The organism is Streptomyces sp. NPDC054842 (assembly GCF_053611025.1).
This window is the reverse complement of sequence record NZ_JBSGZN010000031.1, coordinates 1-25,891: the sequence shown is the minus strand read 5'-3', so window position 1 is coordinate 25,891 and position 25,891 is coordinate 1. Positions and strand designations below refer to the sequence as shown.

The 25,891-nt window shown below is 73.2% G+C and carries 19 protein-coding genes and 1 pseudogene; 14 read left to right on the top strand and 6 right to left on the bottom strand.

The window, feature by feature from the left end; genetic code table 11:
* Nucleotides 1-223: 223 nt before the first annotated feature.
* Nucleotides 224-1,813, top strand: coding sequence for a phosphoglycerate dehydrogenase (gene serA, locus ACWGIS_RS23510; protein ID WP_453364431.1), 1,590 nt, complete (start codon nucleotides 224-226; stop codon nucleotides 1,811-1,813).
* A gap of 103 nt (nucleotides 1,814-1,916) precedes the next feature.
* Here serA and ACWGIS_RS23505 read toward each other — a convergent pair whose 3' ends face one another.
* Entirely contained in the window at nucleotides 1,917-4,931 is a 3,015-nt protein-coding gene (locus ACWGIS_RS23505; RefSeq protein WP_453364430.1) for a helix-turn-helix transcriptional regulator, read from the bottom strand.
* Nucleotides 4,932-5,484: 553 nt separating this feature from the next.
* Complete coding sequence (locus ACWGIS_RS23500) at nucleotides 5,485-7,041, bottom strand: MFS transporter (RefSeq protein ID WP_453364429.1); 1,557 nt, start codon at nucleotides 7,039-7,041, stop codon at nucleotides 5,485-5,487.
* Nucleotides 7,042-7,163: 122 nt separating this feature from the next.
* Here ACWGIS_RS23500 and ACWGIS_RS23495 point away from each other — a divergent pair, with 122 nt between their 5' ends.
* Complete coding sequence (locus ACWGIS_RS23495; RefSeq protein ID WP_453364428.1) at nucleotides 7,164-7,754, top strand: TetR/AcrR family transcriptional regulator; 591 nt, start codon at nucleotides 7,164-7,166, stop codon at nucleotides 7,752-7,754.
* A 46-nt stretch (nucleotides 7,755-7,800) separates the two neighbouring features.
* Here ACWGIS_RS23495 and ACWGIS_RS23490 read toward each other — a convergent pair whose 3' ends face one another.
* Nucleotides 7,801-9,078, bottom strand: a complete 1,278-nt coding sequence (locus ACWGIS_RS23490; RefSeq protein ID WP_453364427.1) for a PucR family transcriptional regulator — start codon at nucleotides 9,076-9,078, stop codon at nucleotides 7,801-7,803.
* A gap of 168 nt (nucleotides 9,079-9,246) precedes the next feature.
* Between ACWGIS_RS23490 and ACWGIS_RS23485 the strand changes: the two genes are divergently transcribed.
* From ACWGIS_RS23485 to ACWGIS_RS23475, 3 genes are all read left to right on the top strand, one after another.
* Nucleotides 9,247-10,173 carry a proline dehydrogenase family protein gene (locus ACWGIS_RS23485; RefSeq protein ID WP_453364426.1) on the top strand — a complete coding sequence of 309 codons (927 nt, stop codon included), beginning with the start codon at nucleotides 9,247-9,249 and terminating at the stop codon, nucleotides 10,171-10,173.
* A gap of 127 nt (nucleotides 10,174-10,300) precedes the next feature.
* A complete protein-coding gene (pruA, locus tag ACWGIS_RS23480) occupies nucleotides 10,301-11,932 on the top strand; it encodes an L-glutamate gamma-semialdehyde dehydrogenase (RefSeq protein ID WP_453364425.1) in 1,632 nt (543 codons plus the stop codon).
* Between the two features lie 104 nt (nucleotides 11,933-12,036).
* Entirely contained in the window at nucleotides 12,037-12,576 is a 540-nt protein-coding gene (locus ACWGIS_RS23475; protein WP_453364424.1) for a GNAT family N-acetyltransferase, read from the top strand.
* 7 nt (nucleotides 12,577-12,583) lie between these two features.
* Here ACWGIS_RS23475 and ACWGIS_RS23470 read toward each other — a convergent pair whose 3' ends face one another.
* The gene (locus tag ACWGIS_RS23470) at nucleotides 12,584-13,624 is read right to left on the bottom strand and encodes a zinc-binding dehydrogenase (RefSeq protein ID WP_453364423.1); all 1,041 of its coding nucleotides are present in this window, start codon (nucleotides 13,622-13,624) and stop codon (nucleotides 12,584-12,586) included.
* A gap of 101 nt (nucleotides 13,625-13,725) precedes the next feature.
* On the opposite strand from ACWGIS_RS23470, the gene ACWGIS_RS23465 reads away from it, so the two are divergent.
* Both ACWGIS_RS23465 and ACWGIS_RS23460 read left to right on the top strand, forming a co-directional pair.
* Nucleotides 13,726-14,625: a LysR family transcriptional regulator gene (locus tag ACWGIS_RS23465; protein WP_453364422.1), complete on the top strand. Its 900-nt coding sequence runs from the start codon at nucleotides 13,726-13,728 to the stop codon at nucleotides 14,623-14,625.
* 266 nt (nucleotides 14,626-14,891) lie between these two features.
* Entirely contained in the window at nucleotides 14,892-15,020 is a 129-nt protein-coding gene (locus tag ACWGIS_RS23460) for a hypothetical protein (RefSeq protein ID WP_121406138.1), read from the top strand.
* Between the two features lie 93 nt (nucleotides 15,021-15,113).
* Here ACWGIS_RS23460 and ACWGIS_RS23455 read toward each other — a convergent pair whose 3' ends face one another.
* A complete protein-coding gene (locus tag ACWGIS_RS23455; protein ID WP_453364421.1) occupies nucleotides 15,114-16,679 on the bottom strand; it encodes a purple acid phosphatase family protein in 1,566 nt (521 codons plus the stop codon).
* A gap of 154 nt (nucleotides 16,680-16,833) precedes the next feature.
* Here ACWGIS_RS23455 and ACWGIS_RS23450 point away from each other — a divergent pair, with 154 nt between their 5' ends.
* Together ACWGIS_RS23450 and ACWGIS_RS23445 are read left to right on the top strand one after the other, a co-directional pair.
* Complete coding sequence (locus tag ACWGIS_RS23450) at nucleotides 16,834-17,886, top strand: 3-isopropylmalate dehydrogenase (RefSeq protein ID WP_453364420.1); 1,053 nt, start codon at nucleotides 16,834-16,836, stop codon at nucleotides 17,884-17,886.
* A 251-nt stretch (nucleotides 17,887-18,137) separates the two neighbouring features.
* Nucleotides 18,138-19,226: a branched-chain amino acid aminotransferase gene (locus tag ACWGIS_RS23445; protein WP_453364419.1), complete on the top strand. Its 1,089-nt coding sequence runs from the start codon at nucleotides 18,138-18,140 to the stop codon at nucleotides 19,224-19,226.
* Nucleotides 19,227-19,307: 81 nt separating this feature from the next.
* Here ACWGIS_RS23445 and ACWGIS_RS23440 read toward each other — a convergent pair whose 3' ends face one another.
* The gene (locus tag ACWGIS_RS23440; protein ID WP_453364418.1) at nucleotides 19,308-20,741 is read right to left on the bottom strand and encodes a cytosine permease; all 1,434 of its coding nucleotides are present in this window, start codon (nucleotides 20,739-20,741) and stop codon (nucleotides 19,308-19,310) included.
* 166 nt (nucleotides 20,742-20,907) lie between these two features.
* Between ACWGIS_RS23440 and ureA the strand changes: the two genes are divergently transcribed.
* The 5 genes and pseudogenes from ureA to ACWGIS_RS23415 form a co-directional block, all read left to right on the top strand.
* Complete coding sequence (gene ureA / locus ACWGIS_RS23435) at nucleotides 20,908-21,612, top strand: urease subunit gamma (protein WP_453364417.1); 705 nt, start codon at nucleotides 20,908-20,910, stop codon at nucleotides 21,610-21,612.
* On the top strand, nucleotides 21,609-23,333 hold the full coding sequence (locus tag ACWGIS_RS23430; protein WP_453364416.1) for an urease subunit alpha: 1,725 nt from the start codon (nucleotides 21,609-21,611) through the stop codon (nucleotides 23,331-23,333). The genes ureA and ACWGIS_RS23430 overlap by 4 nt, the downstream gene beginning before the upstream one ends.
* A gap of 10 nt (nucleotides 23,334-23,343) precedes the next feature.
* Complete coding sequence (locus tag ACWGIS_RS23425) at nucleotides 23,344-24,381, top strand: agmatine deiminase family protein (RefSeq protein ID WP_453364415.1); 1,038 nt, start codon at nucleotides 23,344-23,346, stop codon at nucleotides 24,379-24,381.
* 80 nt (nucleotides 24,382-24,461) lie between these two features.
* A complete protein-coding gene (locus tag ACWGIS_RS23420; RefSeq protein WP_453364490.1) occupies nucleotides 24,462-25,022 on the top strand; it encodes a TetR/AcrR family transcriptional regulator in 561 nt (186 codons plus the stop codon).
* 489 nt (nucleotides 25,023-25,511) lie between these two features.
* Nucleotides 25,512-25,891 (top strand): annotated as a pseudogene (locus tag ACWGIS_RS23415) (citramalate synthase); the annotation flags it as partial.

Sequence of the window (25,891 nt, the reverse complement as noted above, 5' to 3'; positions counted from 1 at the left end):
GCAAGACGGCCCCCGCAGCAGCACTAGACTGCTGCACAACAAACGCGTCAGGCCCACAGCGTCGTGCGTCTTCCACGCGGCTCAAGCGACACCGAGGAAGTGAAGGCACGCCCCCACGCCACTCGGCGCGGGACGGCACCAGCACCTCCCCGGGGCCGCCGACAACCCTCCACCGCATGCGGCCGTCGGGACGGCCGTCCGCATTGGACTTGTGAGGACTCACGTGAGCTCGAAACCTGTCGTACTCATCGCTGAAGAGCTGTCGCCCGCGACCGTGGACGCCCTGGGCCCGGACTTCGAGATCCGGCAGTGCAACGGCGCGGACCGCGCCGAGCTGCTGCCCGCGATCGCCGACGTGGACGCGATCCTGATCCGGTCGGCCACCAAGGTCGACGCGGAGGCCGTCGCCGCCGCGAAGAAGCTCAAGGTCGTCGCACGAGCCGGCGTCGGCCTGGACAACGTCGACGTCTCCGCCGCCACCAAGGCCGGCGTCATGGTCGTCAACGCCCCCACCTCGAACATCGTGACCGCCGCCGAGCTGGCCTGCGGCCTCCTGCTCGCCACCGCGCGCCACATCCCCCAGGCCAACACCGCCCTGAAGAACGGCGAGTGGAAGCGCAGCAAGTACACGGGCGTCGAGCTGGCCGAGAAGACCCTCGGCGTCGTCGGCCTCGGCCGCATCGGCGCGCTGGTCGCCCAGCGCATGTCCGCGTTCGGCATGAAGGTCGTCGCCTACGACCCCTACGTGCAGCCCGCGCGCGCCGCCCAGATGGGCGTGAAGGTCCTGTCGCTGGACGAGCTGCTCGAGGTCGCCGACTTCATCACCGTGCACCTCCCCAAGACGCCCGAGACGCTCGGCCTGATCGGCGACGAGGCGCTGCACAAGGTCAAGCCCTCGGTGCGCATCGTGAACGCCGCCCGCGGCGGGATCGTCGACGAGGAGGCGCTGTACTCGGCGCTCAAGGAGGGCCGCGTCGCCGGCGCCGGCCTCGACGTGTACGCCAAGGAGCCCTGCACGGACTCCCCGCTCTTCGAGCTCGACCAGGTCGTCTGCACCCCGCACCTCGGCGCCTCCACCGACGAGGCCCAGGAGAAGGCCGGCATCGCCGTCGCCCGCTCCGTGCGCCTCGCCCTCGCCGGTGAGCTCGTACCGGACGCGGTGAACGTGCAGGGCGGTGTCATCGCCGAGGACGTGAAGCCCGGTCTGCCGCTCGCCGAGAAGCTGGGCCGCATCTTCACCGCCCTCGCCGGTGAGGTCGCCGTCCGCCTCGACGTCGAGGTCTACGGCGAGATCACCCAGCACGACGTGAAGGTGCTCGAACTCTCCGCGCTCAAGGGCGTGTTCGAGGACGTCGTCGACGAGACCGTGTCGTACGTGAACGCCCCGCTGTTCGCGCAGGAGCGCGGCGTCGAGGTACGTCTGACGACCAGCTCCGAGTCCCCGGACCACCGCAACGTGGTCACCGTCCGCGGCACGCTCGGCGACGGCCAGGAGGTCGCCGTCTCCGGCACGCTGGCCGGCCCCAAGCACCTCCAGAAGATCGTCGCCGTCGGCGAGTACGACGTGGACCTCGCGCTCGCCGACCACATGGTCGTGCTGAGCTACGAGGACCGCCCCGGTGTCGTCGGCACCGTCGGCCGCGTCTTCGGCGAGGCCGGTATCAACATCGCGGGCATGCAGGTCGCCCGTGCCGCCGTCGGCGGGGAGGCCCTCGCGGTCCTCACGGTCGACGACACCGTCCCGCAGTCCGTCCTCACCGAGGTCGCCGACGAGATCGGCGCCACGTCGGCCCGCTCGGTCAACCTCGTCTGAGTCGCGCACAACCGCCGCGCGCCGTACGGGAGTACGGGCCGCGCGAGCTGAGGGCCGGGTCACCTTCGGGTGGTCCGGCCCTTCGGCGTCCGGCGGGCGGACGTCAGGGGGACGCGGTGCGCTCCGGCTCGATCAGGCCCTGCCGGTAGGCGATGGCGACGGCCTCCGTGCGCCCGGCCGCGCCCAGCTTGCCGAGGATGTTCGAGACGTGGACGCTGGCCGTCTTGCCGCTGATGAACAGCTCCTCGCCGATCTGGCGGTTGGTGCGGCCGAGGGCCAGGAGCCGCAGCACGTCGTACTCCCGGGCGGTCAGGACCGCGGCGCCGTCCTGCGCGGCGGGCCCGGCCTGGGCGAGCCGGCCGCGCCGGGCCAGGGCGTCCAGGTCCTCGCACAGGGGCACGGCACCGAGCCGTTCGGCGGTCTCGTGGGCGGCGCGGATCTGCTCGGCGGCCTCCTCGCGGCGGTCCGCCGTCAGCAGCGCCTCCGCGAGCCGCCGCCGGCACCGCGCCAGCTCGTACGGGTCGCCGTACCCGAAGGCCGCGACGGCCTTCTCCCAGGCGGTGACGTCGGGACCGGTGCGGGCGCGGGTCCACTCGGCCTCGGCGCGGGCCAGCCAGGCGAGCCCCTCGGGACCCTGCCGTGAGCCGTCCTCGCCCTTGGTGGCGGTGGCCCGGGCCAGCTCGACCAGCTCGTCCGCCGTCTCCGTCCACCGGCCCGCCTCCGTACGGTCGCCGGCCGTCCGCAGCTGCTCGGCCCGGTCCGCGACCGCGGCCAGGGCGAGCCCGGCCAGGTGCACCGCGACGTCCGGCCGTTCGGCCCCCGCCTCGCCCGCGAGCGTGGTGATCGTCGTACGGACCCGGGCGACGGCCGCCTCCGCGTCACCGCGCAGCGCCGCGGCGTCGGTCAGCACGATGCCCGCGACGAGCGTGGCCATCCAGTCGAACGGGCCGTCGAGCAGGGCGTGCGCGCGGTCGGCGGCCGTGTGGTCGCCGCGCGCCAGCGCCACGTACAGGGCGGGGCCGGTCGCGAAGCCGCCGGCGCTCGGCAGCCGCCCGGCGTCGGCGGCGGCCGCGCGGGCGCAGTCGTCCCAGCGGCCCAGCGTGTAGAACAGCAGGGACTGGAGGTAGCGCAGTTCCAGCGCGTACGGCGAGGACAGCAGGCCGGAGCGGCCCGCGCGGTCGAGTCCGTCGGCGAGCCAGGTCAGGCACTCGTCCAGGTCGCCCGACTCGTAGCAGCCGACCGCCAGGTTGAACAGAGCCCGCATCTCCACCGAGACGTTGCCCGCGAGCCGGGCAAGGCCGCGTGCCTCCGCCAGTCTGCGGCGGCCCTCGGGAGTGCGGCGGTTGTGCCCTTCGAGCCCGACCAGGGAGATCGTCAGGTCCGCCTGGGCGTCGCGGAGTCCGAGGTCCTCGGCGACGCGCAGGGCCTGCCGGGCGACGCGCTGGGCGTCCTCGTCGTGGCCCATGTAGCGGGCGGCCATGGAGTGGGTCGCCGCGGCCCAGACCCAGGTGCGCGACGGCGGCTCGGCGGGGATCATCGCCAGCGCCTCACTGCTGTACGTGAACGCGGCCTTCAGCCGGTCGACGCGCATGAGGTTGCCCGCGAGGGTGTAGCGGACGCGCACGGCCAGTTCGGAGTCGGCGTCCGAGCCCGCCCGCGCGAGCGCCGACCGGGTCAGGGTCACCGCCCGGTGGCTCTCGCCCGCGTGCGCGGCGGCGGCCGAGGCGCGCAGGGTCAGCGTGACGGTGTCGAGGCTGTCCTCGGGCCGGGCGGTGGGCGCCACGGCGGGCCACAGGTCGAGGGCGGACTCCAGGTGGCGCAGTTCCTCGGCGGGTGCGCCGACGCCGGCGGCGTGGTCGGCGGCCTCCAGGGACGCGCGCAGGGCGTCGGCGAGGTCGTGGCTCTCCCGTGAGTGGTGGGCGCGCTCGGCCGCGCTCTTCGCCGGGTCACCGCGGCCGGCCAGCAGCCGGGCGAACTCCCGGTGCAGCCGCACCCGTTCACCCGGCAGCAGGTCGGCGTACACCGCCTCGCGGATGAGGGCGTGCCGGAAGGTGTACGTGTCCTGCTCGGCCGGGACGAGGAGCTGCCGGCCGACGGCCTCGCGCAGCGCCGACTCCAGTTCCTCCTGCGGGAGTTGGACGGCGTCGCGCAGCAGCTCGTGCTCCACGCGGCGGCCGGCCACGGCGGCGGTGCGCAGCACCTGCTGGGCGGTGGCGGGCAGTTGCTCGAAGCGGATGAGCAGGACGTCGGCGAGGCCGCTGGGCACGGCGTCCGCCGCCGGGTCCGGAGAGCCGGGTACGGCGTCGGCGGTGGCGGCGAGCAGTTCCTCCGCGTAGAAGGCGTTGCCCTCGGCGCGCTCGACGATGCGGCGGACCGTGGTGTCCGGCACCGGGCCGGTGTTGAGGGCGCGCACCAGGGTGGCCACCTCCGCGTCGCGCATCGGGCGCAGCTCCAGGCGGTCGACGGCGGGCAGCCGGACCAGCTCGGCGAGCAGGGGGCGCAGCGGGTGGCGGCGGTGCAGGTCGTCGGCGCGGTACGAGGCGAAGACGGCGAGCCGCCGGGCGGGGGCGCCGGCTCCCGTCCCCGGTGCCGACGGGCCCCGGGTGTGCGGGAGTTGGAGCAGACCGCGGCTGAGCAGGAAGCGCAGCAGGTCGCGGGAGGACTGGTCCGCCCAGTGCAGGTCCTCCAGGACGAGGAGGAGCGGGGCGATCGCGGCGGCGTCGCCCAGCAGGCCGGCGACGCCCTCGAACAGGCGCAGGCGCCCGCCCGCGTCCGAGGCGCCGTCGGCCCCGCTGCCGAGGAGGCGGTCGACTGCGGGGTGCGCGGCGAGCGCGGGGGCGAACCGCTCGTCCGCGGCGAGCGACCCGAGGATCTCGGTGAACGGCAGATACGGCAGGCCCACGTCGCCGAGGTCCACGCAGTGGCCGGTCAGGACGGTCATGCCGGTCGTGGCGGCGTGTGCGGCGGCCTCGGTCAGGACGCGGGTCTTGCCGACGCCGGCGTCGCCCGCCACCAGTACGGCGCGGGGGTCGCCGGCTCCGGCGCGGTCCAGCACGCCGGTGAGCCGGGACAGTTCCTCTGACCGGCCGATGAACGGCGTACCGAAAGTCTGTGCCACGGGTCCATCCTGGCATGCGGTGGTGACTCGGCACCCTGCAATAAGGGTGCCCTCCGGGGGCTGCGCCCCCGGCCCCCCGCTTCGGCCTGGACGGCCTCGTCCTCAAGCGCCGGACGGGCTGGACTTCCTGGGCCGGGGTTTGGTTCCTCGGCTTGGCTGCTGGCGCGGTCGTGGGGCTGCGCCCCCTGCGCCTCCGTCTGCGGGCTCCCGGGGTTGTCGGTGCCGTGGGGGGGGGGGGCCGCCGCCGCCCCCCGCGCGCGGCGGGCCGGGGCGGGGACCAGGCCCCCGCCGGCCGGGGGCGGGGCTGGACGGCTTCGTCCTCAAGCGCCGGACGGGCTGAGTTTCCTCGGCCGGGGTGAGGTCCTTGGGCCGGAATTGCCCGGCCGTCCAGGGGCTGCGCCCCCGGACCCCGCTTCGGTCTGGACGGCCTCGTCCTCAAGCGCCGGACGGGCTGAGTTTCCCCGGCCGGGGTGAGGTCCCCGGCCGAGGTGAGGTTCCCGGGCCTCCAGGTGCGCTTCCTCGGCGGAGTCGTAGTCCCCTGCCTCCCCGTCCCTCAGGTCAGAGTCGCTTCCTCAGTGGGCCGGGGGTCCGGGGTCGGGCGTGGGGTGGTGCGGTGGCGGAGGGTTGTGGTGGTCAGGGCCGCCGCCGCCAGGAGGAGCAGCGCTCCGGCGACGGCCGCGGCGTTCATGCCGCTGGTGAAGGCGTCGCGGGCGGCCGTCGTCAGGGCGTCGCCCGCCCGGTCGGGCAGGTGGCGGGCGGTGGCCAGCGCGCCGCCGAGGGTCTCGCGGGCCGTGGCCGGGGCGGCGGACGGCATCTCGTGGCGGTAGACGGCCGTGCCGATGGAGCCGAGGACCGCCATGCCCAGCGCGCCGCCGAACTCCGCGCCCGTCTCCAGCAGGGACGACGCGGTGCCCGCGTTGCCGACGGGGACCGTGCCGAGGGCGAGGTCCATCATCTGGGACATCACGGTGACGATGCCGGAGGCGAGGACGCCCGCGCCGGCCAGCACCAGCCACATCGAGTCCGTACCGGCGAGGACGAGCAGCCCGTAGCCGCACGCGGCGACGACGAAACCGCCGGCGACGACGTGGGCGCGGTCCACGCCCCGCTGCACCAGGAGCGCGGCGACCGGCGCCGCGACCCCGACCAGGACCGTCGGCAGCAGCGCCCAGAGGGCGGCCTCCATGGAGCTCTTGCCGAGCACGGACTGCAGGTACTGGGTGGTGAAGAACGCCGAGCCCATCATCCCGAACGAGGAGACCAGGTTGAGGACGACCGCCGGTGCGAAGCCGCGCCCGCGGAACAACTCCGGTGAGATCAAAGGGGAGTCGGCGGTGCGCTGGCGGTGGACGAAGAGCGCGGTGAAGAGCAGGCCGACGGCGACGCAGGCCACGTACCGCGGCTGCCAGCCCTCGGAGGGGATCTCCTTGACGCCGTAGATCAGGGGCAGCACGGCGGCCATCGACAGCGGCACGCTCACCAGGTCGAAGCGGCCGGGCCGGGGGTTCCTGGACTCGGGCAGCAGGACCGGGCCGAGGACCAGCAGCAGCACCATCGCGGGCAGGTTGACGAGGAAGACCGAGCCCCACCAGAAGTACTGGACGAGGACACCGCTCATCACCGAGCCGAGCGCGATACCGCCGGTCATGACGCCGGACCACATGCCGATGGCCTTCGCGCGCTGGCCGGGGTCGGTGAACATCGTGCGGATGATCGCCATGGTCGACGGCATCAGCGTCGCGCCGCCGACGCCGAGGAGGGCGCGGGCCGCGATCAGGGTCTCGGCGCTGTTGGCGTACGCGGCGAGGACCGAGGCCGTTCCGAAGGCGGCGGCGCCGAACAGGAGCAGTCTGCGGCGTCCGACGCGATCGCCCAGGGAGCCCATCGTCATCAGGAGCCCGGCGAGCACGAACGCGTAGATGTCGAAGATCCAGAGCTGCTGGGTGCCGCTCGGCTCCAGGTCGGCGCTGATCGCGGGGATCGCGAAGTACAGGACCGAGACGTCCATGGAGACCAGGAGCAGCGGAAGCATCAGAACGCCGAGGGCGGTCCATTCGCGGCGGCCGGCACGGGGGCCGGGCACGGGGGAGGGGCTCGTCGAGTGCGTCATGGCCGTGACTGTACGGGCGTATTACACGCCTGTCTAGAACGCTTGTATAAGATCAGCGCCGGAGACGTGTGTATGGGACGGCTGTATGGGACGCTTGTGTGGATCCGGGTACGCTCGTCCGCATGGGACACCGTGAGGATCTGCTCGAGGGCGCCAAGCGCTGCCTGCTGGAGAAGGGGTTCGGGCGCACCACCGCCCGCGACATCGTCAAGGAGTCGGGCACGAACCTGGCGTCCATCGGCTACCACTACGGCTCCAAGGACGCGCTGCTCGCGCAGGCGTACGTCGATCTCATCGCGAACGTGGGCGAGGGCTTCGACGTCTTCGGCGGGGACGGCACGGTGGGGGAGCCGGGTTCCCTGGAGCGTTTCCAGGAGGTCTGGACGAACGTCACCCGGTCCTTCCGCGAGGCCCGCCCGGTCTGGATGCTGACCTTCGAGGTGATCACCGACGACGGGCGGCTCCCCGGGGTCCGCGAGCAGCTGGTGAAGGCCCAGGACGAGGGGCGCCGCGGTCTCATCCCCCTGCTCATGGGCGGCCGGGAGTCCGACGTCGACGACGAGACGCTGCGCACGGTCGGCGGTTTCTACCAGACCCTGCTCAACGGCCTGTGCGTGCAGTGGCTGTTCGACCCGGGGTCCGCGACGGACGCCGCGCACCTCACGGAGGGCCTGCGGCGGGTGATCCAGGCGTCGGCGAAGGCGGGCGGCTGACGCGGCTCGCGCACGTTACGGCACACGGCGGTGCCGGACGCGCCGGTTACAGGCGGGCCCCCTTCAGGGCCATGTGCAGCAGCAGGCGGTCCTCGCCGTCGTCCAGGTCGAGGCCCGTGAGCTGCTCGACCCGGGACAGGCGGTAGTACAGGGTCTGCCGGTGGATGCCCAGCGCCGCCGCGGTGCGTCCCGCCTGGCCCGCGCCGTCGAGGAACACCTCGGCGGTGCGGGCGAGTTCGCGGTGGGCTGGGGTCAGCAGGACGCGGACGGCCGGGTCCCGGGCGGCGCCCGGCGGGAGCGAGGTCAGGAGCCGGAAGGGGCCGATGGACGCCCACTCGGCGACCGGACCGAGGCGCGGTTCGGCCAGCACGGCCCGGGCGGCGGCCGACGCCTCCTGCCAGGCGGCGCCCAGCTCGGCGAGCCCGGCGCGCGCCGCGGCGACCCCGGCCGCCACGCCTCCTCCGCCGGCCGAGGTGTCAGGGGTGCCGGCCGCTCCCGTGGGGCGCCCGGCCGCCGGGGCGCCCGCGCCGGTCGCCTCCCGGACGAACCGCGTCGCCGCCGTCAGCGCCGGTGTCAGCACCTCCGGCGACCGCAGCCGCATCAGCAGCGCGAGGCCCTGCCCCGTCGTCCCCCAGGGCACCGTGCACAGCGCGGTCGCCCCCGGCACCGTACGCACGGACGGGGCGTCGTCCGGGTCGGCAGAGGGCCACGGGGCGACGCACACCACCGTGTGCAGCCCGTCCCCGCGCGGGCCGAGCGCGGTGCGCAGCTCGGCCACCGCCATGTCCCGCTGCCAGCCGCGCTCGGCGGTGAGGACCGCCCGCAGCTCCCGGGTGAGGTCCGCGCCCGCCTGCGCCTCGTCGGCGAGCAGCGCGCCGATGCGGGCGGCCACCTCCATGGCGGCGGTCAGCTGCGCCGCCGTCGGCCCCGGATCGCCGTCCAGGAGCCACACGTAACCGAGGACGACCCCCCGATGGCGTACCGGCAGGCAGACGCGTCCGCGGTGGACCCCGGCCTCCGGCGCCGGCGGGATGCGGACCGGGCCTGTCGCCCGTGCGATGCCGAAGCCCTCGAACCAGGCGCGGACCGCCGAGGTGGAGCGGCGGGTGAGGATCGAGCGGGTGCGCACGGGGTCGAGGGCGGCCTCGTCGAAGTCGCTCTCGCTGTCGTACGCGCCGAAGGCGATCAGCTCGAAGTCGCGGTTCTCCAGCGTCGCGGGGGCGCCGAGGAGCGCGGAGATCTCGTCCACCAATTCCTGGTACTCGCCGCGTCCGGCCGGCCGGCCCGCCATGAAATCGCCCGTCACACGGGCATTCTCCCTCATTCCCCCGCTGGCTTCATACAAATGTCTGAGATCCAGGGCAGGGATGCGTGACAGCTGTCGATGGCCGAGGATCGGGAGGATCCTTAGGTTTCACGGTGGTTCTCCGTGCCGTACCCGGGCGTCCCGTCCGGGGCCCGCGGCCGTCCGTACTTTCCGTGGAGGTGCCCCGTGCTGGGTCCCGTGATTCTCGCCGCGTCGCGCAGCGACAGGATGCGCCGCTTCGTGTCGGCGGCCCCCGGCACCAAGCAGGTGGTCGCCCGCTTCATCGCCGGTGAGACCGTCGGCCAGGTCGTGCCGATCGTCCGGGACGCCGTCGCGAAGGGCCTGGAGGTCACCCTCGACGTCGTCGGCGAGGACATCACCACGCGCGAGCAGGCCGCCGCCGCCCGGGACGCCTACCTGGAGCTCATCGAGCACCTCGCGGGCCTGGAACTCGGCACCCGGGCGGAGATGTCCGTCAAGCTGTCGATGTTCGGCCAGGCGCTGGAGGGCGGGCACGAGCTGGCGCTCGCCAACGTGCGCCCGGTCGTCGAGGCCGCCGCCGCCATCGGCACCACGGTCACCCTGGACGCCGAGGACCACACCACCCTCGACTCGATGTTCGCCATCCACGAGGAGCTGCGGAAGGACTTCCCGCAGACCGGCTGCGTCATCCAGGCCTACCTCTTCCGCACCGAGGCCGACGCCCGACGCCTCGCCGCGAACGGCAGCCGGGTGCGCCTGGTGAAGGGCGCCTACAAGGAGCCCGCCGAGGTCGCGTACCAGGACAAGGCCGAGATCGACAAGGCGTACGTCCGCGTCCTGCGCACCCTGATGGAGGGCGACGGCTACCCGATGATCGGGTCCCACGACCCCCGGCTGATCTCCGTCGCCCAGGAACTCGCCCGGCGCGCCGGCCGCAAGCCCGACGAGTACGAGTTCCAGATGCTCTACGGCATCCGCGGCGAGGAGCACCTGCGGCTCGCCGCCGAGGGCCACCGCATGCGTGTCTACACCGCGTACGGCACCGACTGGTACGGCTACTTCATGCGGCGCCTCGCGGAGAAGCCGGCCAACCTCCTGTTCTTCATGCGAAGCGTGATCACACGTGGCTGATTTCTCTTGGCTGTGCCGCGGCTTCGGCCGGGAGTCCGGGGGTTGTCCCCCGGGCAGGCACAGCGCCCGCTCGATCCTCACCAAGGGCTGAGCCCGAACCACCGCTCACTAAGGAGTTACGGAACCCATGGACGCTGTGACCCAGGTCCCCACCCCCGTCAACGAGCCGGTGCACGGCTACGCCCCCGGCTCCCCGGAGCGCGCCCGTCTGGAGGCCAAGCTCAAGGAGCTGGCCGAGAACCCCGTCGAGCTCCCGATGACCATCGGCGGCGAGAAGCGGCTCGGCGGCGGTGAGCGCTTCGAGGTCGTGCAGCCGCACAACCACAAGGCCGTCCTCGGCACCGGCGCGCACGCCACCCGGCAGGACGCGCAGGACGCGATCGACGCCGCCCTCGCCGCCGCACCGGCCTGGCGCGCGATGTCCTTCGACGACCGCGCCGCGATCATCCTGCGCGCCGCCGAGCTGCTGTCCGGCCCGTGGCGCGAGACCCTCGCCGCCTCCACCATGCTCGGCCAGTCCAAGACCGCCCAGCAGGCCGAGATCGACTGCCCCTGCGAGCTCGTCGACTTCTGGCGCTTCAACGTCCACTACGCCCGCAACATCCTGGCCGAGCAGCCCCCGGCCAACTCCCCGGGCGTGTGGAACCGCATGGACCACCGCCCGCTGGAGGGCTTCGTCTACGCGATCACGCCGTTCAACTTCAGCGCCATCGCGGCCAACCTGCCCACCGCCCCGGCGCTCATGGGCAACGTCGTGGTCTGGAAGCCGTCCCCGACGCAGACGCACGCCGCCGTGCTGCTCATGCAGCTCCTGGAGGAGGCGGGCCTGCCCAAGGGCGTCATCAACCTCGTCACCGGCGACGGCATCGCGGTCTCCGAGGTGGCTCTGGAGCACCGGGACCTCGCGGGCATCCACTTCACGGGCTCGACCAAGACCTTCCAGTACCTGTGGAAGACGGTCGGCAACAACATCGAGAAGTACCGCTCCTACCCGCGTCTGGTCGGCGAGACCGGCGGCAAGGACTTCCTGGTCGCGCACCCGAGCGCCGACCGCGCCGTCCTCAGGACCGCCCTGACCCGCGGTGCCTTCGAGTACCAGGGCCAGAAGTGCTCCGCGACCTCCCGCGCGTACATCCCCGCCTCCATCTGGAACTCCGGCTTCAAGGAGGAGTTCGCGGCCGAGGTCGACGGCCTGACCATGGGTGACGTCACCGACCTCGCCAACTTCATGGGCGCCGTCATCGACGAGCGCTCGTTCGCGAAGAACAAGGCCGCCATCGACCGCGCCGGCTCCGACCCGGCCTGCACGATCGTCGCGGGCGGCTCCTACGACGACTCGGTGGGTTACTTCGTACGCCCGACCGTCGTCGAGTGCTCCGACCCGGAGAACGAGGTCTTCCGCACGGAGTATTTCGGTCCGTTCCTCGCCGTGCACGTCTACGAGGACGACCGGTACGAGGAGATGCTGACCCAGATGGAGTCGGTGTCGGACTACGCGCTCACCGGCTCGGTCGTCTCCAACGACCGCGCGGCGGCCGCGTACACGATGGAGAAGCTCCGCTACGCCGCGGGCAACTTCTACATCAACGACAAGTCGACCGGCGCCGTCGTCGGCCAGCAGCCCTTCGGCGGCGGCCGGGCCTCCGGCACCAACGACAAGGCCGGCGCCCCGCAGAACCTGATGCGCTGGACGCTGACCCGCGCCATCAAGGAGACGCTGGTCCCGCCGACCGACTACACGTACCCGCACATGGGCTGACCTCCCCCGAGGTCCCGGGCCGGGCACCGCCGAGCAGGGCGGTTCCCGGCCCGTGTGCGTCCCAGGGCCGCCCGGCGGGGCGCGGCGGCCGGAATACTGGGGCGATGGCCACCCGACTGCGTACCGCTCACACGGCGGACCTCGCGCCCGCCGAACTCCGCGCCGTCCGCGCCCTCCTGGACGACGCCTTCGAGGGCGACTTCGGCGACGAGGACTGGGACCACGGTCTCGGCGGCATGCACGCCCTCGTCCACGACGAGCGGGGCCTCGCCGCCCACGGCTCCGTCGTCCAGCGGCGCGTCCTGCACCGCGGGCGCTCGCTGCGCGTCGGCTACGTCGAGGCGGTCGGCGTGCGCTCCGACGTCCGCCGGACCGGCCTGGGCGGCCGGGTGATGGGCGCCCTGGAGGAGATCGTCGACCGCGCGTACGCCCTCGGCGCGCTCTCCGCGAGCGAGGAGGGCGCCGGCCTCTACGCGGCCCGGGGCTGGCAGGTCTGGCCCGGCCGGATCAGCGCGCTCGGCCCGGCGGGCGTGGTCCGGCTCGCCGAGGAGGAGGGCACCACCTTCGTCCGGCACGCCGGCGCGGGCCCGCTCGACCCGGCGCACGAGCTGGTCTTCGACTGGCGGGACGGCGACGTGCTCTGACGCCGCGTCAGTTTCCGCGCACGATCATCTTCCCGGTGTTGCCGCCGCGCAGCATCGAGAGGAACGCCTCCACGATCCGGCCGAAGCCATCCACCACCGTCTCGTCCAGGGCCAGCCGTCCGTCCCGCAGCGCCGGCACCGCGAACGCGTACAACTCGTCCTGGAGTCGCAGGTGATCGCGCACCAGGAAGCCCTCGATGCGCAGGCTCTTCTCCACCACGTCGGCGTGGTCGAACACCGCGAGCGGGGCGTCGGGCGTGTTGTACTGGCCGACCGTGCCCACCCGCACCACCCGGCCGTGCCGGCGCAGCGCGCCGACCGCCGCCCCGAGATGCTCGCCTCCCACGTTGTCGACGAACACGTCGATGCCGTCGGGCGCGGCGCCGGCCAGCAGGTCCGCCACCGGTCCGGTGCGGTAGTCGAACGCCTCGTCGTAGCCGACCTGTTCCGTCAGGTACCGCACCTTCGCGGCGCTGCCCGCGCTGCCCACCAGGCGCCCGGCGCCCATCAGCCGGGCGAACCGTCCGGTCGCCGTGCCGACCCCGCCCGCGGCGGCCGAGACGAACAGGTCCTCGCCCGCGCGCAGCCGGGCGACCCGGGTCAGGGCCACGTACGCGGTCAGTCCGGTGCCGCCGAGCAGGCCCAGGTGGGCGGACAGCGGAACGCCGTCGAGGCGGGGGAGCCGTCTGGCCTCGTCGGGCCGCACGACGGAATGGGTGCGCCAGCCGTGGCGGTGGAACACGATCTCGCCCTCGGGGAGCGCCGGATCGCGGGACTCGGTCACCCGCCCGAGCGTGCGGCCCTCCAGCGAGGCGCCGAGCGGGAAGTCGCCGTCCATCATCTCGCGGTGGTAGGGGTCGACGGACCAGTACAGGTTCTCCACGAGGGCGGTGCCGGGGCCCGGCTCGGGCACCGGCGACTCGACGAAGCGGAAGTGGTCCGGGGTCGGGAAACCGGTCGGACGGGCGGTCTGCTGGACGGTGAGCGCGGTCCCGCCGAGGGAGGCCGTCGCTGCGGGGGCGGGGGTGCCGAGGGGTGTGGTGGTCATGGACGTGACGCTAGGGAGGAACACGCGACCCGGGCAGAGGGTTGCGCTCATGCGACGGCTGCTTCCATGAGCCGTCCTCATGGAAGCAGGTGGGAGCCCCGATGACCGCAGCCGACCTCGCCCCGCAGGAACTGCGGACCCTGGTGGCCGTCGCCCGGGAGGGCGGCTTCTCGGCGGCCGCCGGGACGCTCGGCACGACCCAGTCCGCCGTCTCGCACGCGGTGCGCGGCATCGAACGCAAGGTGGGCGTCGTGCTGTTCGAGCGGGGCCGGTACGGGGCGCGGCCCACGCCCGCCGGTGAGCGGGCCGTCGTCCACGCCCGGCGGGTCCTGCGGATGCTGGAGACGCTCACCGCGGAGGCGCGCGGCGCCGGGGCGGGGCCGGACGGCGGCGACACCGTCGCCGGGCCGCTGCGCGTCGCGGCCTTCCGGGGCGCGGCCCTGCGTCTGCTGCCGCCCGCGCTGGAGCGGCTGGCCGCCCGGCATCCCGCGGTCGAGGCGACCGTCCGCGTGGTGCGCGAGGTGGGACCGGGTACGGCGGGCGAGGTGGCCGAGGGGCGGGCGGACATCGGGATCGTCACGCTGGGCACGAGCGCGCCCGTGCCGCCGGAACTCGTCGGCGACGTCCTCCTGGAGGAGCCGTACGCCCTCGTCCACCCGGCCGGCCATCCGCGCCCGCGCTCGCTGCCGCTGGTCGACTGGACCGAGAACTGCTCGTCGTACACCCGCGCGTGGTGGGCGGCGCAGGACTGGATCCCCTGCGCGACGGTGCGGGCCGAGGACGACGGAGCGGTGCTCTCCATGGTGAGCAGTGGTCTCGGCATGGCGATCATGCCCGCGCTCTCCCTCGCGAGTGCACCGCTCTCCGTCGAGATCACCGATCTCGGTCCGGACCGCCCGACCCGCTCCGTCGGCTACGTCACCACGCCCGAACTCGCCGCCACGGTCGCCGTGCGCGCACTGATCAGGGAGCTGCGGGCGCTGTACCCCCGGGAGGCATGACCCCCTGCATCACGTCACCGCAGGTCAGAGCGGTGAAGGGGGTGCCGCCGTCTCAGATAGTAGGAAGTCCGAGTAATTGTGGAGACAGACGCGCGCTCCTCCCCTAGCTTTGTAGGAGCCGAACGTCTCGCTCGATCAAGCGAATGGCGGTCGTGAGCCGGGCCCCGAGCAGGCAACCCCTGCGGCACCGCTCCCCGCCCCTCCGGCGTCTCGTATCCCTCACCCCACTTCCGGCGTCAGCGTCCGGAGGCAAGGAGCCGACCGTCATGGCCGAGACGACCGTCCGCCGAGTCCGTCACGTTTCCCGTACCAGCGAGTCCGACCGCAAGAACGCCGCCGCGGCCCTCCAGCGCGCCCTCGACCGCAGGGACAACGGCGGCGCCACGGGCCACTGAGGCCCGCCGGCGCACGCCCCGCGCCCGTGCGGCGGCGGCGCGAGGCCCACGCCCCGCGCCACCGCACCGCCCGGTGCGCGGCGCACACGCCGGTCACGTGCCGCGCCGCACCTCGAAGTGGTCGATCCGCTCGCCGTCCTGCGCCAGCGCGGACACGGTGAGCCGGGGCCGCGCACCGGCCTCCGCCTCCACGGAGAGGAACGAGTAGCCGGTGTACCGCACCCGCGACCACTCGACGGTGTCCCGCTTGCGCCGCTTCGCCTTCGTCCAGTGGTACGTCTCCACGGACTCGCGGTCGCGCACCTTCTTCTCGTGGCTGTCCTTCACCCCGTCCGGGAAGCTGTAGAGGCTCTTGCCCGCGCCGCCCGCCGTCACGTAGACGATGCCGTCGCGGGTCGGATCGGTCGAGGCGCCCACCGGGACCCGCCGTCCCACCGCGCCGCCCCGGATGGCGTCGGTCCGCTCGTAGACGTGGTTGTGCCCGTTGATCACCAGGTCCACCTGGTGCTTGGCGAACAGCGGCACCCACGTGTCCCGGACCCCGCCGTCGGAGGCGTGCGTCGACGTCGAGTAGGCGCAGTGGTGGAAGAACACCACGACGAAGTCGACCTGCTCGCGCAGCTGTCCGAGCCGCCGGTCGAGCCAGGCGGTCTGCCGGCCGTCCGAGTAGCCGAGGTTGGCGGGGATCTCGTACGACACGTCGTTGGCGTCCAGGGCGACGACGCCGACGTTGCCGTAGACGAAGGAGTAGACGCCCGGCGCCCGCCTCGCGTCGAAGCCGTTGTCGGGCAGCGACCAGCGGGCGGACTGGCCGCCGTAGCCGTTCGGCGAGTACCAGGCCTCCATGTCGTGGTTCCCGGTCGTCACCATCCACGGCACCGACCCGGCCACCGTCTCGGTCTGCTTCAGGAACAGGTCCCAGGCGGCCGGGTCGTAGATGTCCGACTTCTCGCCGTGGCCGGTGCCGTCCGCGTAGCAGATGTCTCCCGCGTGCAGGTGGAAGGCCGGGCCCCGGCCGAGGAGCGCCTTGTCGTTGGCCAGCGCGTCCGGCGTGACGCCCTGGTCGCCGAAGGCCGTGAACACGAACGTCTCCGGGTGCGCGGGCGCCGTGCGGAAGCGGCCGACCGTCCCGTGGTGCTCCTTGCCCGCGGGGTCGAAGCCCTCGTGGCCGACGCCGTAGTAGTACGTCGTCCCCGGGCGCAGTCCGTCGAGCGCCGCGTGCAGGTAGAACTGGTCGAGCGCCGGCCGCTGCCCCGGCACGCCCGGCGTGTGCAGGTCGCGCAGGTCGGCCTCGATCCGCCGGCTCAGCGACCAGGGCGTCAGGCCGACACGGACGTACGGCCCGCGGACCGCGGCCGGCACCTGCCAGGAGATCCGCATCTGCGTCTTCGGGTCCGCGCCGAAGGCGAGATGGCGCCCGAACGGCGCGAGGGCGGAGCCCGGATAACGGCTGGTGGCCGGGCTCGGCGACGCACCGGCCGGCCGCGCGTCGCTCGCGGTGCCCGGCGTGCAGCCGGCCAGCAGCCCGGCGCCCGCGAACGCGCTCGCCGACACCAGCGCGCGGCGCCGGGTGAGCCGCGTGCGCAGGTACTCGTGCTGCTCGGCCATGCTCATGCGGCGCGCGAGCTGCTCCGGAATGCCGACGTCAGGAGTGTCCATGCCGGTGAACTTCCCAGCAACGACCGACAACCGTCGAACGCCCGGGTGAACGGAGTCTGACGAATGGCTCCGCCGCCCGGCCGGACACCCTCGGCGGTGTCCGTATGGCGGACACCCCGTGTCATCCCATGGGACACGGAGTACGGTGCTGCGTATGTCGGCAAGCTCTCGCATCCTCAATCTCGCAGTGATCCCCGGTGACGGCATCGGCCAGGAGGTCGTGGCCCAGGGACTGAAGGTCCTCTCCGCCGTCCTTCCGCAGGATGTGAAGCTGGAGACCAAGGAGTTCGACTTCGGCGCCCGGCGCTACCACGCCACCGGTGAGACCCTCACCGACGCCGACCTCGACGCCCTGCAGAAGCACGACGCGATCCTCCTCGGCGCGATCGGCGACCCCTCGGTCCCCTCCGGCGTCCTGGAGCGCGGTTTCCTGCTCAAGCTCCGCTTCGCCTTCGACCACCACGTGAACCTGCGTCCGTCGAAGCTGCTCCCGGGTGTCGCCACCCCGCTCGCGGGCGAGCCCGAGATCGACTTCGTCGTCGTCCGCGAGGGCACCGAGGGCCCCTACACGGGCAACGGCGGCACCATCCGCAAGGGCACCCCGCACGAGGTCGCCACCGAGGTCAGCGTCAACACCGCCTTCGGTGTCGAGCGGGTCGTCCGGGACGCCTTCGCCCGCGCCCAGGCCCGCCCGCGCAAGAAGCTCGCGCTCATCCACAAGAACAACGTGCTGACCTTCGCGGGACACCTGTGGACGGACGTGTTCAACAAGGTGGCCGAGGAGTTCCCCGACGTCACCACCGAGTACATGCACGTCGACGCGGCGACGATCTACCTCGTCACGCAGCCCGAGCGCTTCGACGTGATCGTCACCGACAACCTCTTCGGCGACATCATCACCGACCTCGCCGCGGCCGTCTCCGGCGGCATCGGCGTGGCCGCCTCGGGCAACATCAACCCGAGCGGCGCCTACCCCTCGATGTTCGAGCCCGTGCACGGTTCGGCGCCCGACATCGCGGGCCAGGGCAAGGCCGACCCCAGCGCCACGGTCCTGTCCGTCGCCCTGCTGCTGCGCCACCTCGGCTACGAGACCGAGGCCGCGCGGATCGAGGAGGCGGTCGCCGCCGACCTCGCCGAGCGGGTCGGCGCACCCGCCCGCAGCACCGACGAGATCGGCGACGCCCTCGCCGTACGAGTAGCCGGCTGACCCCGCGCCACTCGCTTTCCGCACGAGCCGCCGGGTCGCATCCGCACCCGGCGGCTTTTCTTATGCCCTCGCCGGGTGCCACCATCGAACCCTGGGCCGCATTCACACCTTTTTCGTCCACGGCTCACCACACGCGATAATCGAACGTGGAGCCGCGGAATGAGGGAATGCTCGGACGTCCTAGCACTGGCCACTGGCAGTACAGGCGTGAGCGCGGCCCGTCACACACAACCGGTGAAGGACACCCACTCATGACGACGCCCACCATCGAGCTCAAGCCCTCGGCCGCCCCCCTCTCCGAGGCGGAGCGCGAGGCCATCCTGGCGAACCCCGGGTTCGGCCGCCACTTCACCGACCACATGGTGACGATCCGGTGGACCGAGGGCCGCGGCTGGCACGACGGCCAGCTCGTCCCGTACGGCCCGCTCTCCCTCGACCCGGCGAACATGACCCTGCACTACGCGCAGGAGATCTTCGAGGGCCTCAAGGCGTACCGCCAGCCCGATGGTTCCGTCGCCACCTTCCGCCCCGAGATGAACGCGCGGCGCTTCCAGGCGTCCGCCCGCCGGCTCGGCATGCCCGAGCTGCCCGTCGAGACGTTCATCGAGGCCTGCGACGTCCTGGTGCAGCACGACCGCGCCTGGGTCCCGGCGCACGGCGGCGAGGAGTCCCTGTACCTGCGGCCGTTCATGATCGCGACCGAGGTCGGCCTCGGTGTGAAGCCCGCCAACGAGTACCTGTTCCTGGTCATCGCCTCGCCCGCGGGCGCGTACTTCGCCGGGGGCGTGCGGCCCGTCTCGATCTGGCTCTCCGAGGACCGCGTCCGCGCCGTCCCCGGCGGCATGGGCGACGCCAAGACCGGCGGCAACTACGCCGCGTCGCTGCTCGCGCAGGCCGAGGCCGCCGCCAAGGGCTGCGACCAGGTCGCCTACCTCGACGCCGTGGAGCACAAGTGGGTCGAGGAGCTCGGCGGCATGAACCTGTACTTCGTGTACGGCGACCGGATCGTCACGCCCGAGCTGACCGGTTCGCTGCTCGCGGGCGTCACCCGTGACTCGCTGCTCACCGTCGCCCGCGACCTCGGCTACGAGGCGGAGGAGGGCCGCGTCTCCATCGACCAGTGGCAGCGCGACTCCGAGAACGGCACGCTCACCGAGGTCTTCGCCTGCGGCACCGCGGCCGTGATCACCCCGGTCGGCACGGTCAAGCGGACCGGCACCGAGTGGCAGCAGTCGGGCGGCGAGCCGGGCGAGGTCACCCTGCGGCTGCGCGAGGCGCTCCTCGACATCCAGCGCGGCATCAGCGAGGACAAGCACGGCTGGATGCACCCGCTGGGCTGAGCCCCGCCCCGGCCACGCGAGAGCCCGCTTCCCTCCGGGGGAGGCGGGCTCTCGCGTCCCGTGGAGCGGGCCGGGCGCCCGTCAGGACGGGAGGGGAGCCGCCTCGCGCTCGGCGTCCGAGGGCTCGGGCACGGCGGACGTGTCCCGGGTCAGGGCGAGGTAGAGGGCGCCGCCGACCGCCCCCGACAGCAGGAAGCTGCAGTCGACCCCGCCCGTCAGGGACAGCAGCGGGCCCTCGTACGAGGGGAGCGACACCGCCAGCAGGCCGACGCAGGCGCCGAGCGCCCAGGAGACGGTGGCCGGGACGTGCCAGCCCCCGCGGTACCAGTAGACGCCGCCCTTGGCGCGGCGGTTGAAGACCTGGAGCGCGTCCGGGTCGTAGACGCCGCCGCAGCGGACGAAACCGATCAGGGTGATCACCGCCCACGGTGTGCCGATCGCGGTGAGCAGCAGCACGAAGGACGTCATCGCGTCCTGGGCGCTGGACGCGTAGTGGCCGACGAACACGCAGGCGGTGGCGACGACGGCGACCGTGACGGTGGCCCGGGCGCGGGAGGCCCGCGGGAGGATCGCGTCGAGGTCCAGGCCCATGGAGTACAGCATCAGGCCCGCGTTGCCGACCGAGCCGGCCGACGCGGCGAGCAGCAGCGGGACGAGGTACCAGCCGGGCGAGGCGGCGACGAGCGGTCCCGCGTAGTCGAGGGCGGCGCGGGCCGCGTACGCGGTGAAGGTGCCGAACAGCTGCGGCACCAGGAGGCCGGCGAGCAGGCCGAGCCAGGTGGCGCGCAGGACGCTGCGGGAGCTGTGGCGGGCGGGGGAGATGTAGCGGGTGTAGTCGCCGAGGAGGGTGATGAAGGCGATGGGCCCGGACAGGCCCGCCGCGACCGCCGCGAGCAGCCACGTCGGCCAGAACGAGCCGAGCAGGTAGCCGCCGGTCCCGGGGAGCGCGGAGGTGGTGAAGTGCGGGGCGTACGCGATCACGCCGAGGACCAGCAGCGCGGTCATGCCGATCGCCAGCACCCGCGACATGGCGAGGAGCACGCGGTAGCCGTAGACCGCGCCCGCGACCGTCGCCGCGGCGAGCAGCGCGTACACCACCGCGTACGAGGTTCCCGTGGCCGGCAGCCCGACGAGCCGGTGCAGCACGCTCACCACCACGTCGCCGCCGATCCAGACGGTCAGCGCGGTGTAGCCGAGGGCCAGCAGGAGGCCGACGACCGAGCCGACCAGCCGGCCGCGGACGCCGAACTGCGCGCCGGAGGAGGTCGAGAGGTTCGTCGCGGTGCGCAGGGAGACCAGCGCGAGCGGGGCGGTGACCGCGGTGCCGACGACGGTGCCCGCCACGATCGAGCTGACGGACGCCCACCAGTCCAGGCCGAAGGACGGCGGCAGCCAGCCGAAGATGATCACTCCGAGGCACAGGTTGGACCCGAGCAGGATCGAGGCGAGGTCGCGGGGCCCGCTGGTGCGTTCCTCGTCCGGGACGGTGTCGACTCCGCGCTGTTCCATCGGCATGGCTGGTCTCCTTCGATCGGCCGCCTGCGTGCACACCCAAAAGTTTGAGCGGCGTTCAATGTGACCTGTACAGGCGAGCACGTCAATGTTTCCGTCCCGTGAATCTCGCCGTAGGCTGTGGTTAGAGTGGTGCTCTAAATGGTGGAAGGCAAGGAGGTGTCGCGTCGTGAGACTGACTCCCACCGAGCGTGACCGGCTGCTGCTCTTCGGGGCCGCCGAACTGGCGCGGGCCCGCCGGGCCCGCGGCCTCAGGCTCAACGTCCCGGAGGCGACCGCCCTCATCGCCGACACCGTCTGCGAGGCGGCCCGCGACGGGCGCCGTCTCGCCGACGCGGTCGCGGCGGCCCGCGCGGTGCTCGGACCCGACGACGTGCTGCCGGGGGTCGCCGACGTCGTCACGGAGGTGCACGTGGAAGCCGTCTTCGACGACGGTTCGCGGCTCGCCGTGGTCAGCGACCCGATCGGCGGAGGGCTCGGCGGGGACGCCCCGGGCGCGCTGATCCCGGGACCCGCGCACGCCGAACCCGAGGCCGTCGTCCGGCTCACCGTCACCAACACCGCGACGGTCCCCGTCTCCGTGACCTCCCACTTCCACTTCTTCGAGGCCAATCCGCGGCTCGACTTCGACCGGGCGGCGGCCTACGGCACGCGGCTCGCGGTCCCCGCCGGGTCCTCCGTCCGCTTCGGCCCAGGCGAGAGCGCCGAGGTCGGTCTCCTGCCGATCGGCGGCGAACGGATCGCCATCGGCTTCGCCGGTCTCGTCGACGGCCCCCTCGACGCGCCCGGAGCCCGGGACGAGGCCCTGCGCCGGGCCGCCGCCTGCGGCTACCTCGGCGTCCCCGACACCCGTGACCAGGAGGCCGAGCGATGAGCCGCCCCGGAGGCCACCCCGCGGAACCCCGCCGCCTCACCCCGTACGAGTACGCCGCGACCCACGGCCCCCGCGCCGGGGACCGGATCCGGCTCGGCGACTCCGGGCTGACGGTCCGGGTCGAGGCCGACTCCCAGCGGTACGGCGACGAGTTCCTGGCCGGCTTCGGCAAGACCGCCCGCGACGGACTGCACCTCAAGGCCGCCGCCGTCCGCGACACCTGCGACGTCGTGATCAGCAACGTCGTCGTGATCGACGCCGTCCAGGGGATCCGCAAGGTCTCCATCGGCATCCGCGAGGGCCGGATCTGCTCCATCGGGCGGGCCGGCAACCCGGACACCCTGGACGGGGTCGACGTCGTCGTCGGCACCGGCACGTCCATCGTGTCCGGCGAGGGGCTGATCGCCACCGCCGGTGCCGTCGACACGCACGTCCACCTGCTGTCGCCGCGCATCATGGAAGCCTCCCTCGCCTCCGGCGTGACCACGGTCATCGGCCAGGAGTTCGGGCCGGTGTGGGGCGTCGGCGTCAACTCGCCCTGGGCCCTGCGGCACGCCTTCGGCGCCTTCGACGCGTGGCCGGTCAACATCGGCTTCCTGGGCCGGGGTTCGTCCTCGCACGAGGCGCCCCTCGTCGAGGCGCTGGCCGAGGGCGGCGCGAGCGGGTTCAAGGTCCACGAGGACATGGGCGCCCACACCCGCGCGCTCGACACCGCCCTGCGGGTCGCCGAGGAGCACGACGTCCAGGTCGCCCTGCACAGCGACGGACTGAACGAATGCCTCTCCGTCGAGGACACCCTGCGCGTGCTGGACGGGCGCACCATCCACGCCTTCCACATCGAGGGCTGCGGCGGCGGCCACGTGCCGAACGTCCTGAAGATGGCGGGCGTCCCGAACGTCATCGGCTCCTCCACCAACCCGACCCTGCCCTTCGGCCGGGACGCGGTCGCCGAGCACTACGGCATGATCGTCTCCGTCCACGACCTGAAGACCGACCTGCCCGGCGACGCCGCGATGGCCCGGGACCGGATCAGGGCCGGGACGATGGGCGCCGAGGACGTCCTGCACGACCTGGGCGCCATCGGCATCACGTCCTCGGACGCGCAGGGCATGGGCCGGGCGGGCGAGACCGTCCGGCGCACCTTCGCGATGGCCGGGAAGATGAAGGCCGAGCTGGGACCGCTGGACGGCTCGGGCGACACCGGCGACGACAACGCGCGCGTGCTGCGCTACATGGCCAAGCTGACCGTCAATCCGGCCATCGCGCACGGCCTCGCCCACGAGGTCGGCTCCATCGAGGTCGGCAAGCTCGCCGACATCGTCCTGTGGCGGCCCGAGTACTTCGGCGCCAAACCGCAGCTCGTCCTCAAGTCCGGGTTCCCCGCGTACGGGGTCGTCGGCGACCCGAACGCGGCCACCGACACCTGCGAACCCCTCGTACTGGGACCCCAGTTCGGGGCGCACGGCGCGACGCCCGCCGAGATCTCGGTGGCGTTCGTCGCCCAGGCCGCGCTCGACCTCGGCCACGACACCATGCCGACCCGCCGCCGCCGCGTCGCCGTGCGCGGCACCCGCGGCATCGGCCCCGCCGACCTGCGCCTCAACTCCCGTACCGGAGCCGTCGACGTCGACCAGCGCACCGGCCTCGTCACCCTCGACGGGGACCCGCTGCGCTCCGAGCCGGCCGACTCCGTCTCCCTCAACCGCCTGTACTTCCTTTAAGGACCCCCCCATGTCTGCTGCCGCCGACGGCTTCCGCATGCCCGCCGAGTGGGCCCCGCACGAGCGCACCTGGATGGCGTGGCCGGGCCCCAACCCCACCTTCGACGACCCGGACGACCTGGCCGGGGCCCGCCGGGCATGGGCCGAGGTCGCCCGCGCCGTCCGCCGCTTCGAACCGGTGACGGTGGTGTGCGGCCCGGGCCAGACGGCCGGGGCGCGCGAACTCCTCGGTGACCGGATCGAGTTGGTCGAACGGGACCTCGACGACGCCTGGATGCGCGACATCGGCCCGACCTTCCTCACCGACGGGAAGGGCGGACTGGCCGCCGTCGACTGGACGTTCAACGGCTGGGGCGCCCAGGACTGGGCCCGCTGGGAGCACGACGCGAAGGTCGCCGCGTACGTCTCCGATCTGGCCAGGGCGCGCACGTACGCCTCGGAACTGGTCAACGAGGGCGGCGGCATCCACGTCGACGGCGAGGGCACCGTCCTCCTCACGGAGACCGTGCAGCTGGGCCCCGAGCGCAATCCGCACTGGACGCGTGAGCAGGTCGAGGCCGAGATCCACGCCCTGCTGGGCACCCGCAAGGCGATCTGGCTGCCGCGCGGCCTGACCGGGGACTATCCCCCCTACGGCTTCGGCACCCTCGGGCACGTCGACATCGTCGCCGCCTTCGCGCGGCCCGGCGTCGTCGTGGCGCACGCGCAGCCGGACCCGGCGCACCCCGACCACGAGGTCGGCAAGGAGATCATCGGCCTGCTCAGGGGACAGACCGACGCACGGGGCCGCCGCCTGGAGGTCGTGGAGGTGCCCGCCCCCACGGTGCTGGAGGCCGACGGGCACTGGGCCGACTACTCGTACATCAACCACTACCTCTGCAACGGCGGGGTGGTGCTGTGCGGCTTCGACGACCCGCGCGACGAGATCGCCGCCGGCATCTTCCGGCGGCTGTTCCCCGATCGGACGGTCACCCTGGTGGACGCCCGTACGATCTTCTCCGGGGGCGGTGGCATCCACTGCATCACCCAGCAGCAGCCGAGGACCTGAGCCGGGAGAAACACGTGGCCGAGAGCCGCACGCCGAGGAGGAGGAACGCGCCTCCGCGCGAGGATGTGCTGGCGGCCGCCATGGACATGATCGCCGAGCGCGGTCTGGAGAAGCTCACCATGGCGGCGCTCGGCCGCGAGGTCGGCATGAGCAGCGGCCACCTCCTCTACTACTTCCACTCCAAGGACGAGCTGCTGCTGCGCACCCTGGAGTGGAGCGAGGGGCGGCTCGGCGCCGAGCGCGGCCGGCTGCTCGCCGCGCGCGGGACGGCCCGCGAGCGCCTGGACGCGTACGTGGACCTGTACGTGCCCGACGGCCACCGCGACCCGCACTGGACGCTCTGGCTGGAGGTCTGGAACCGCTCGCAGAACGCCGACGAGGAGGCCCGCGACCGGCAGTCCGCCATCGAGGGCGCCTGGCACCGCGACCTGGTGGCGCTGCTCGCCGAGGGCGTCTCGCGCGGCGAGTTCCGCCGGGTCGACCCGGACCGCTTCGCCTCCCGGCTGCGGTCCCTGCTCGACGGCTTCTCCATCCACGTGGCCATCGGCCTGCGCGGGACGGACCGGGGGCAGGTCCTCGCCCACGTCCGCGAGTTCCTCGACGACTCGCTCAGGATCGGCTCACCCGGTCGGGAGTCCTGAGGCCGGGCCCCGACGGGGCGGAGGCCGGGAGGCCGGCCCTCGACAGAGCGGACGCCGGTGGCGGGGCCTCGGCGCTACGGGCGCCGGGAGGCCCTGCCTCAGTGGGGCGGACACGAGCTGCGGACCTCGCCCCGCCCGAGGCGCGGGACGCCGGCCGGAGTGGCCGGAAGCCGTCCCTCTCGGCGGGACGCGCGGCTCGCATCCTGAGACGCCGGTGAGCGGTGGGGCCCCGCTGTGCCAGACTGCCTCCGTGCTCTCGTTCGCCATGATTATTGGCAGCAGGCGCGCCGGTCCGCAGTGACCGCCACGTACCACCACGTACGGGCGGGCACCGTCGTCTCGACCCGCGCGCAGACCTCTCGCACCCGCGAGGGGTTTTTCGTTTTCCTGGCCCACCACAAGCCGGGGAGAGAGAGCGCGAGGGATCATTGGGGGACGGTGGAGCCGGTCATTCCGGTAGACCGAGAATTCTCACAGGAGCCACAGACCATGACGGAAACCAGCGAGCTCGACGACTCCTTCCACGTCTTCGACACGACGCTGCGCGACGGTGCGCAGCGTGAGGGCATCAACCTCACGGTCGCGGACAAGCTGGCCATCGCACGGCACCTGGACGACTTCGGCGTCGGCTTCATCGAGGGCGGCTGGCCCGGCGCCAACCCCCGGGACACCGAGTTCTTCGCCCGCGCCCGGCAGGAGATCGACTTCCGGCACGCCCAGCTCGTGGCCTTCGGCGCCACCCGCCGGGCCCACGCCAAGGCCGCCGAGGACCCCCAGGTCCAGGCGCTGCTGGACTCCGGTGCCCCGGTGATCACTCTGGTGGCGAAGTCCCACGACCGGCATGTGGAGCTGGCGCTGCGCACGACGCT

Excerpts from the sequence above, each read along its gene's own strand:
- ACWGIS_RS23500 (WP_453364429.1), bottom strand. The coding sequence starts at position 7,041 with ATGACGCACTCGACGAGCCCCTCCCCCGTGCCCGGCCCCCGTGCCGGC.
- pruA (WP_453364425.1), top strand. The coding sequence starts at position 10,301 with ATGGACGCTGTGACCCAGGTCCCCACCCCCGTCAACGAGCCGGTGCAC.
- ACWGIS_RS23430 (WP_453364416.1), top strand. The coding sequence starts at position 21,609 with ATGAGCCGCCCCGGAGGCCACCCCGCGGAACCCCGCCGCCTCACCCCG.
- ACWGIS_RS23450 (WP_453364420.1), top strand. The coding sequence starts at position 16,834 with ATGTCGGCAAGCTCTCGCATCCTCAATCTCGCAGTGATCCCCGGTGAC.
- ACWGIS_RS23420 (WP_453364490.1), top strand. The coding sequence starts at position 24,462 with ATGGACATGATCGCCGAGCGCGGTCTGGAGAAGCTCACCATGGCGGCG.
- ACWGIS_RS23470 (WP_453364423.1), bottom strand. The coding sequence starts at position 13,624 with ATGACCACCACACCCCTCGGCACCCCCGCCCCCGCAGCGACGGCCTCC.
- ACWGIS_RS23475 (WP_453364424.1), top strand. The coding sequence starts at position 12,037 with ATGGCCACCCGACTGCGTACCGCTCACACGGCGGACCTCGCGCCCGCC.
- ACWGIS_RS23455 (WP_453364421.1), bottom strand. The coding sequence starts at position 16,679 with ATGGACACTCCTGACGTCGGCATTCCGGAGCAGCTCGCGCGCCGCATG.
- ACWGIS_RS23460 (WP_121406138.1), top strand. The coding sequence starts at position 14,892 with ATGGCCGAGACGACCGTCCGCCGAGTCCGTCACGTTTCCCGTACCAGC.
- ACWGIS_RS23425 (WP_453364415.1), top strand. The coding sequence starts at position 23,344 with ATGTCTGCTGCCGCCGACGGCTTCCGCATGCCCGCCGAGTGGGCCCCG.
- ACWGIS_RS23465 (WP_453364422.1), top strand. The coding sequence starts at position 13,726 with ATGACCGCAGCCGACCTCGCCCCGCAGGAACTGCGGACCCTGGTGGCC.
- ACWGIS_RS23490 (WP_453364427.1), bottom strand. The coding sequence starts at position 9,078 with ATGAGGGAGAATGCCCGTGTGACGGGCGATTTCATGGCGGGCCGGCCG.
- ACWGIS_RS23445 (WP_453364419.1), top strand. The coding sequence starts at position 18,138 with ATGACGACGCCCACCATCGAGCTCAAGCCCTCGGCCGCCCCCCTCTCC.
- ACWGIS_RS23495 (WP_453364428.1), top strand. The coding sequence starts at position 7,164 with ATGGGACACCGTGAGGATCTGCTCGAGGGCGCCAAGCGCTGCCTGCTG.
- ACWGIS_RS23440 (WP_453364418.1), bottom strand. The coding sequence starts at position 20,741 with ATGCCGATGGAACAGCGCGGAGTCGACACCGTCCCGGACGAGGAACGC.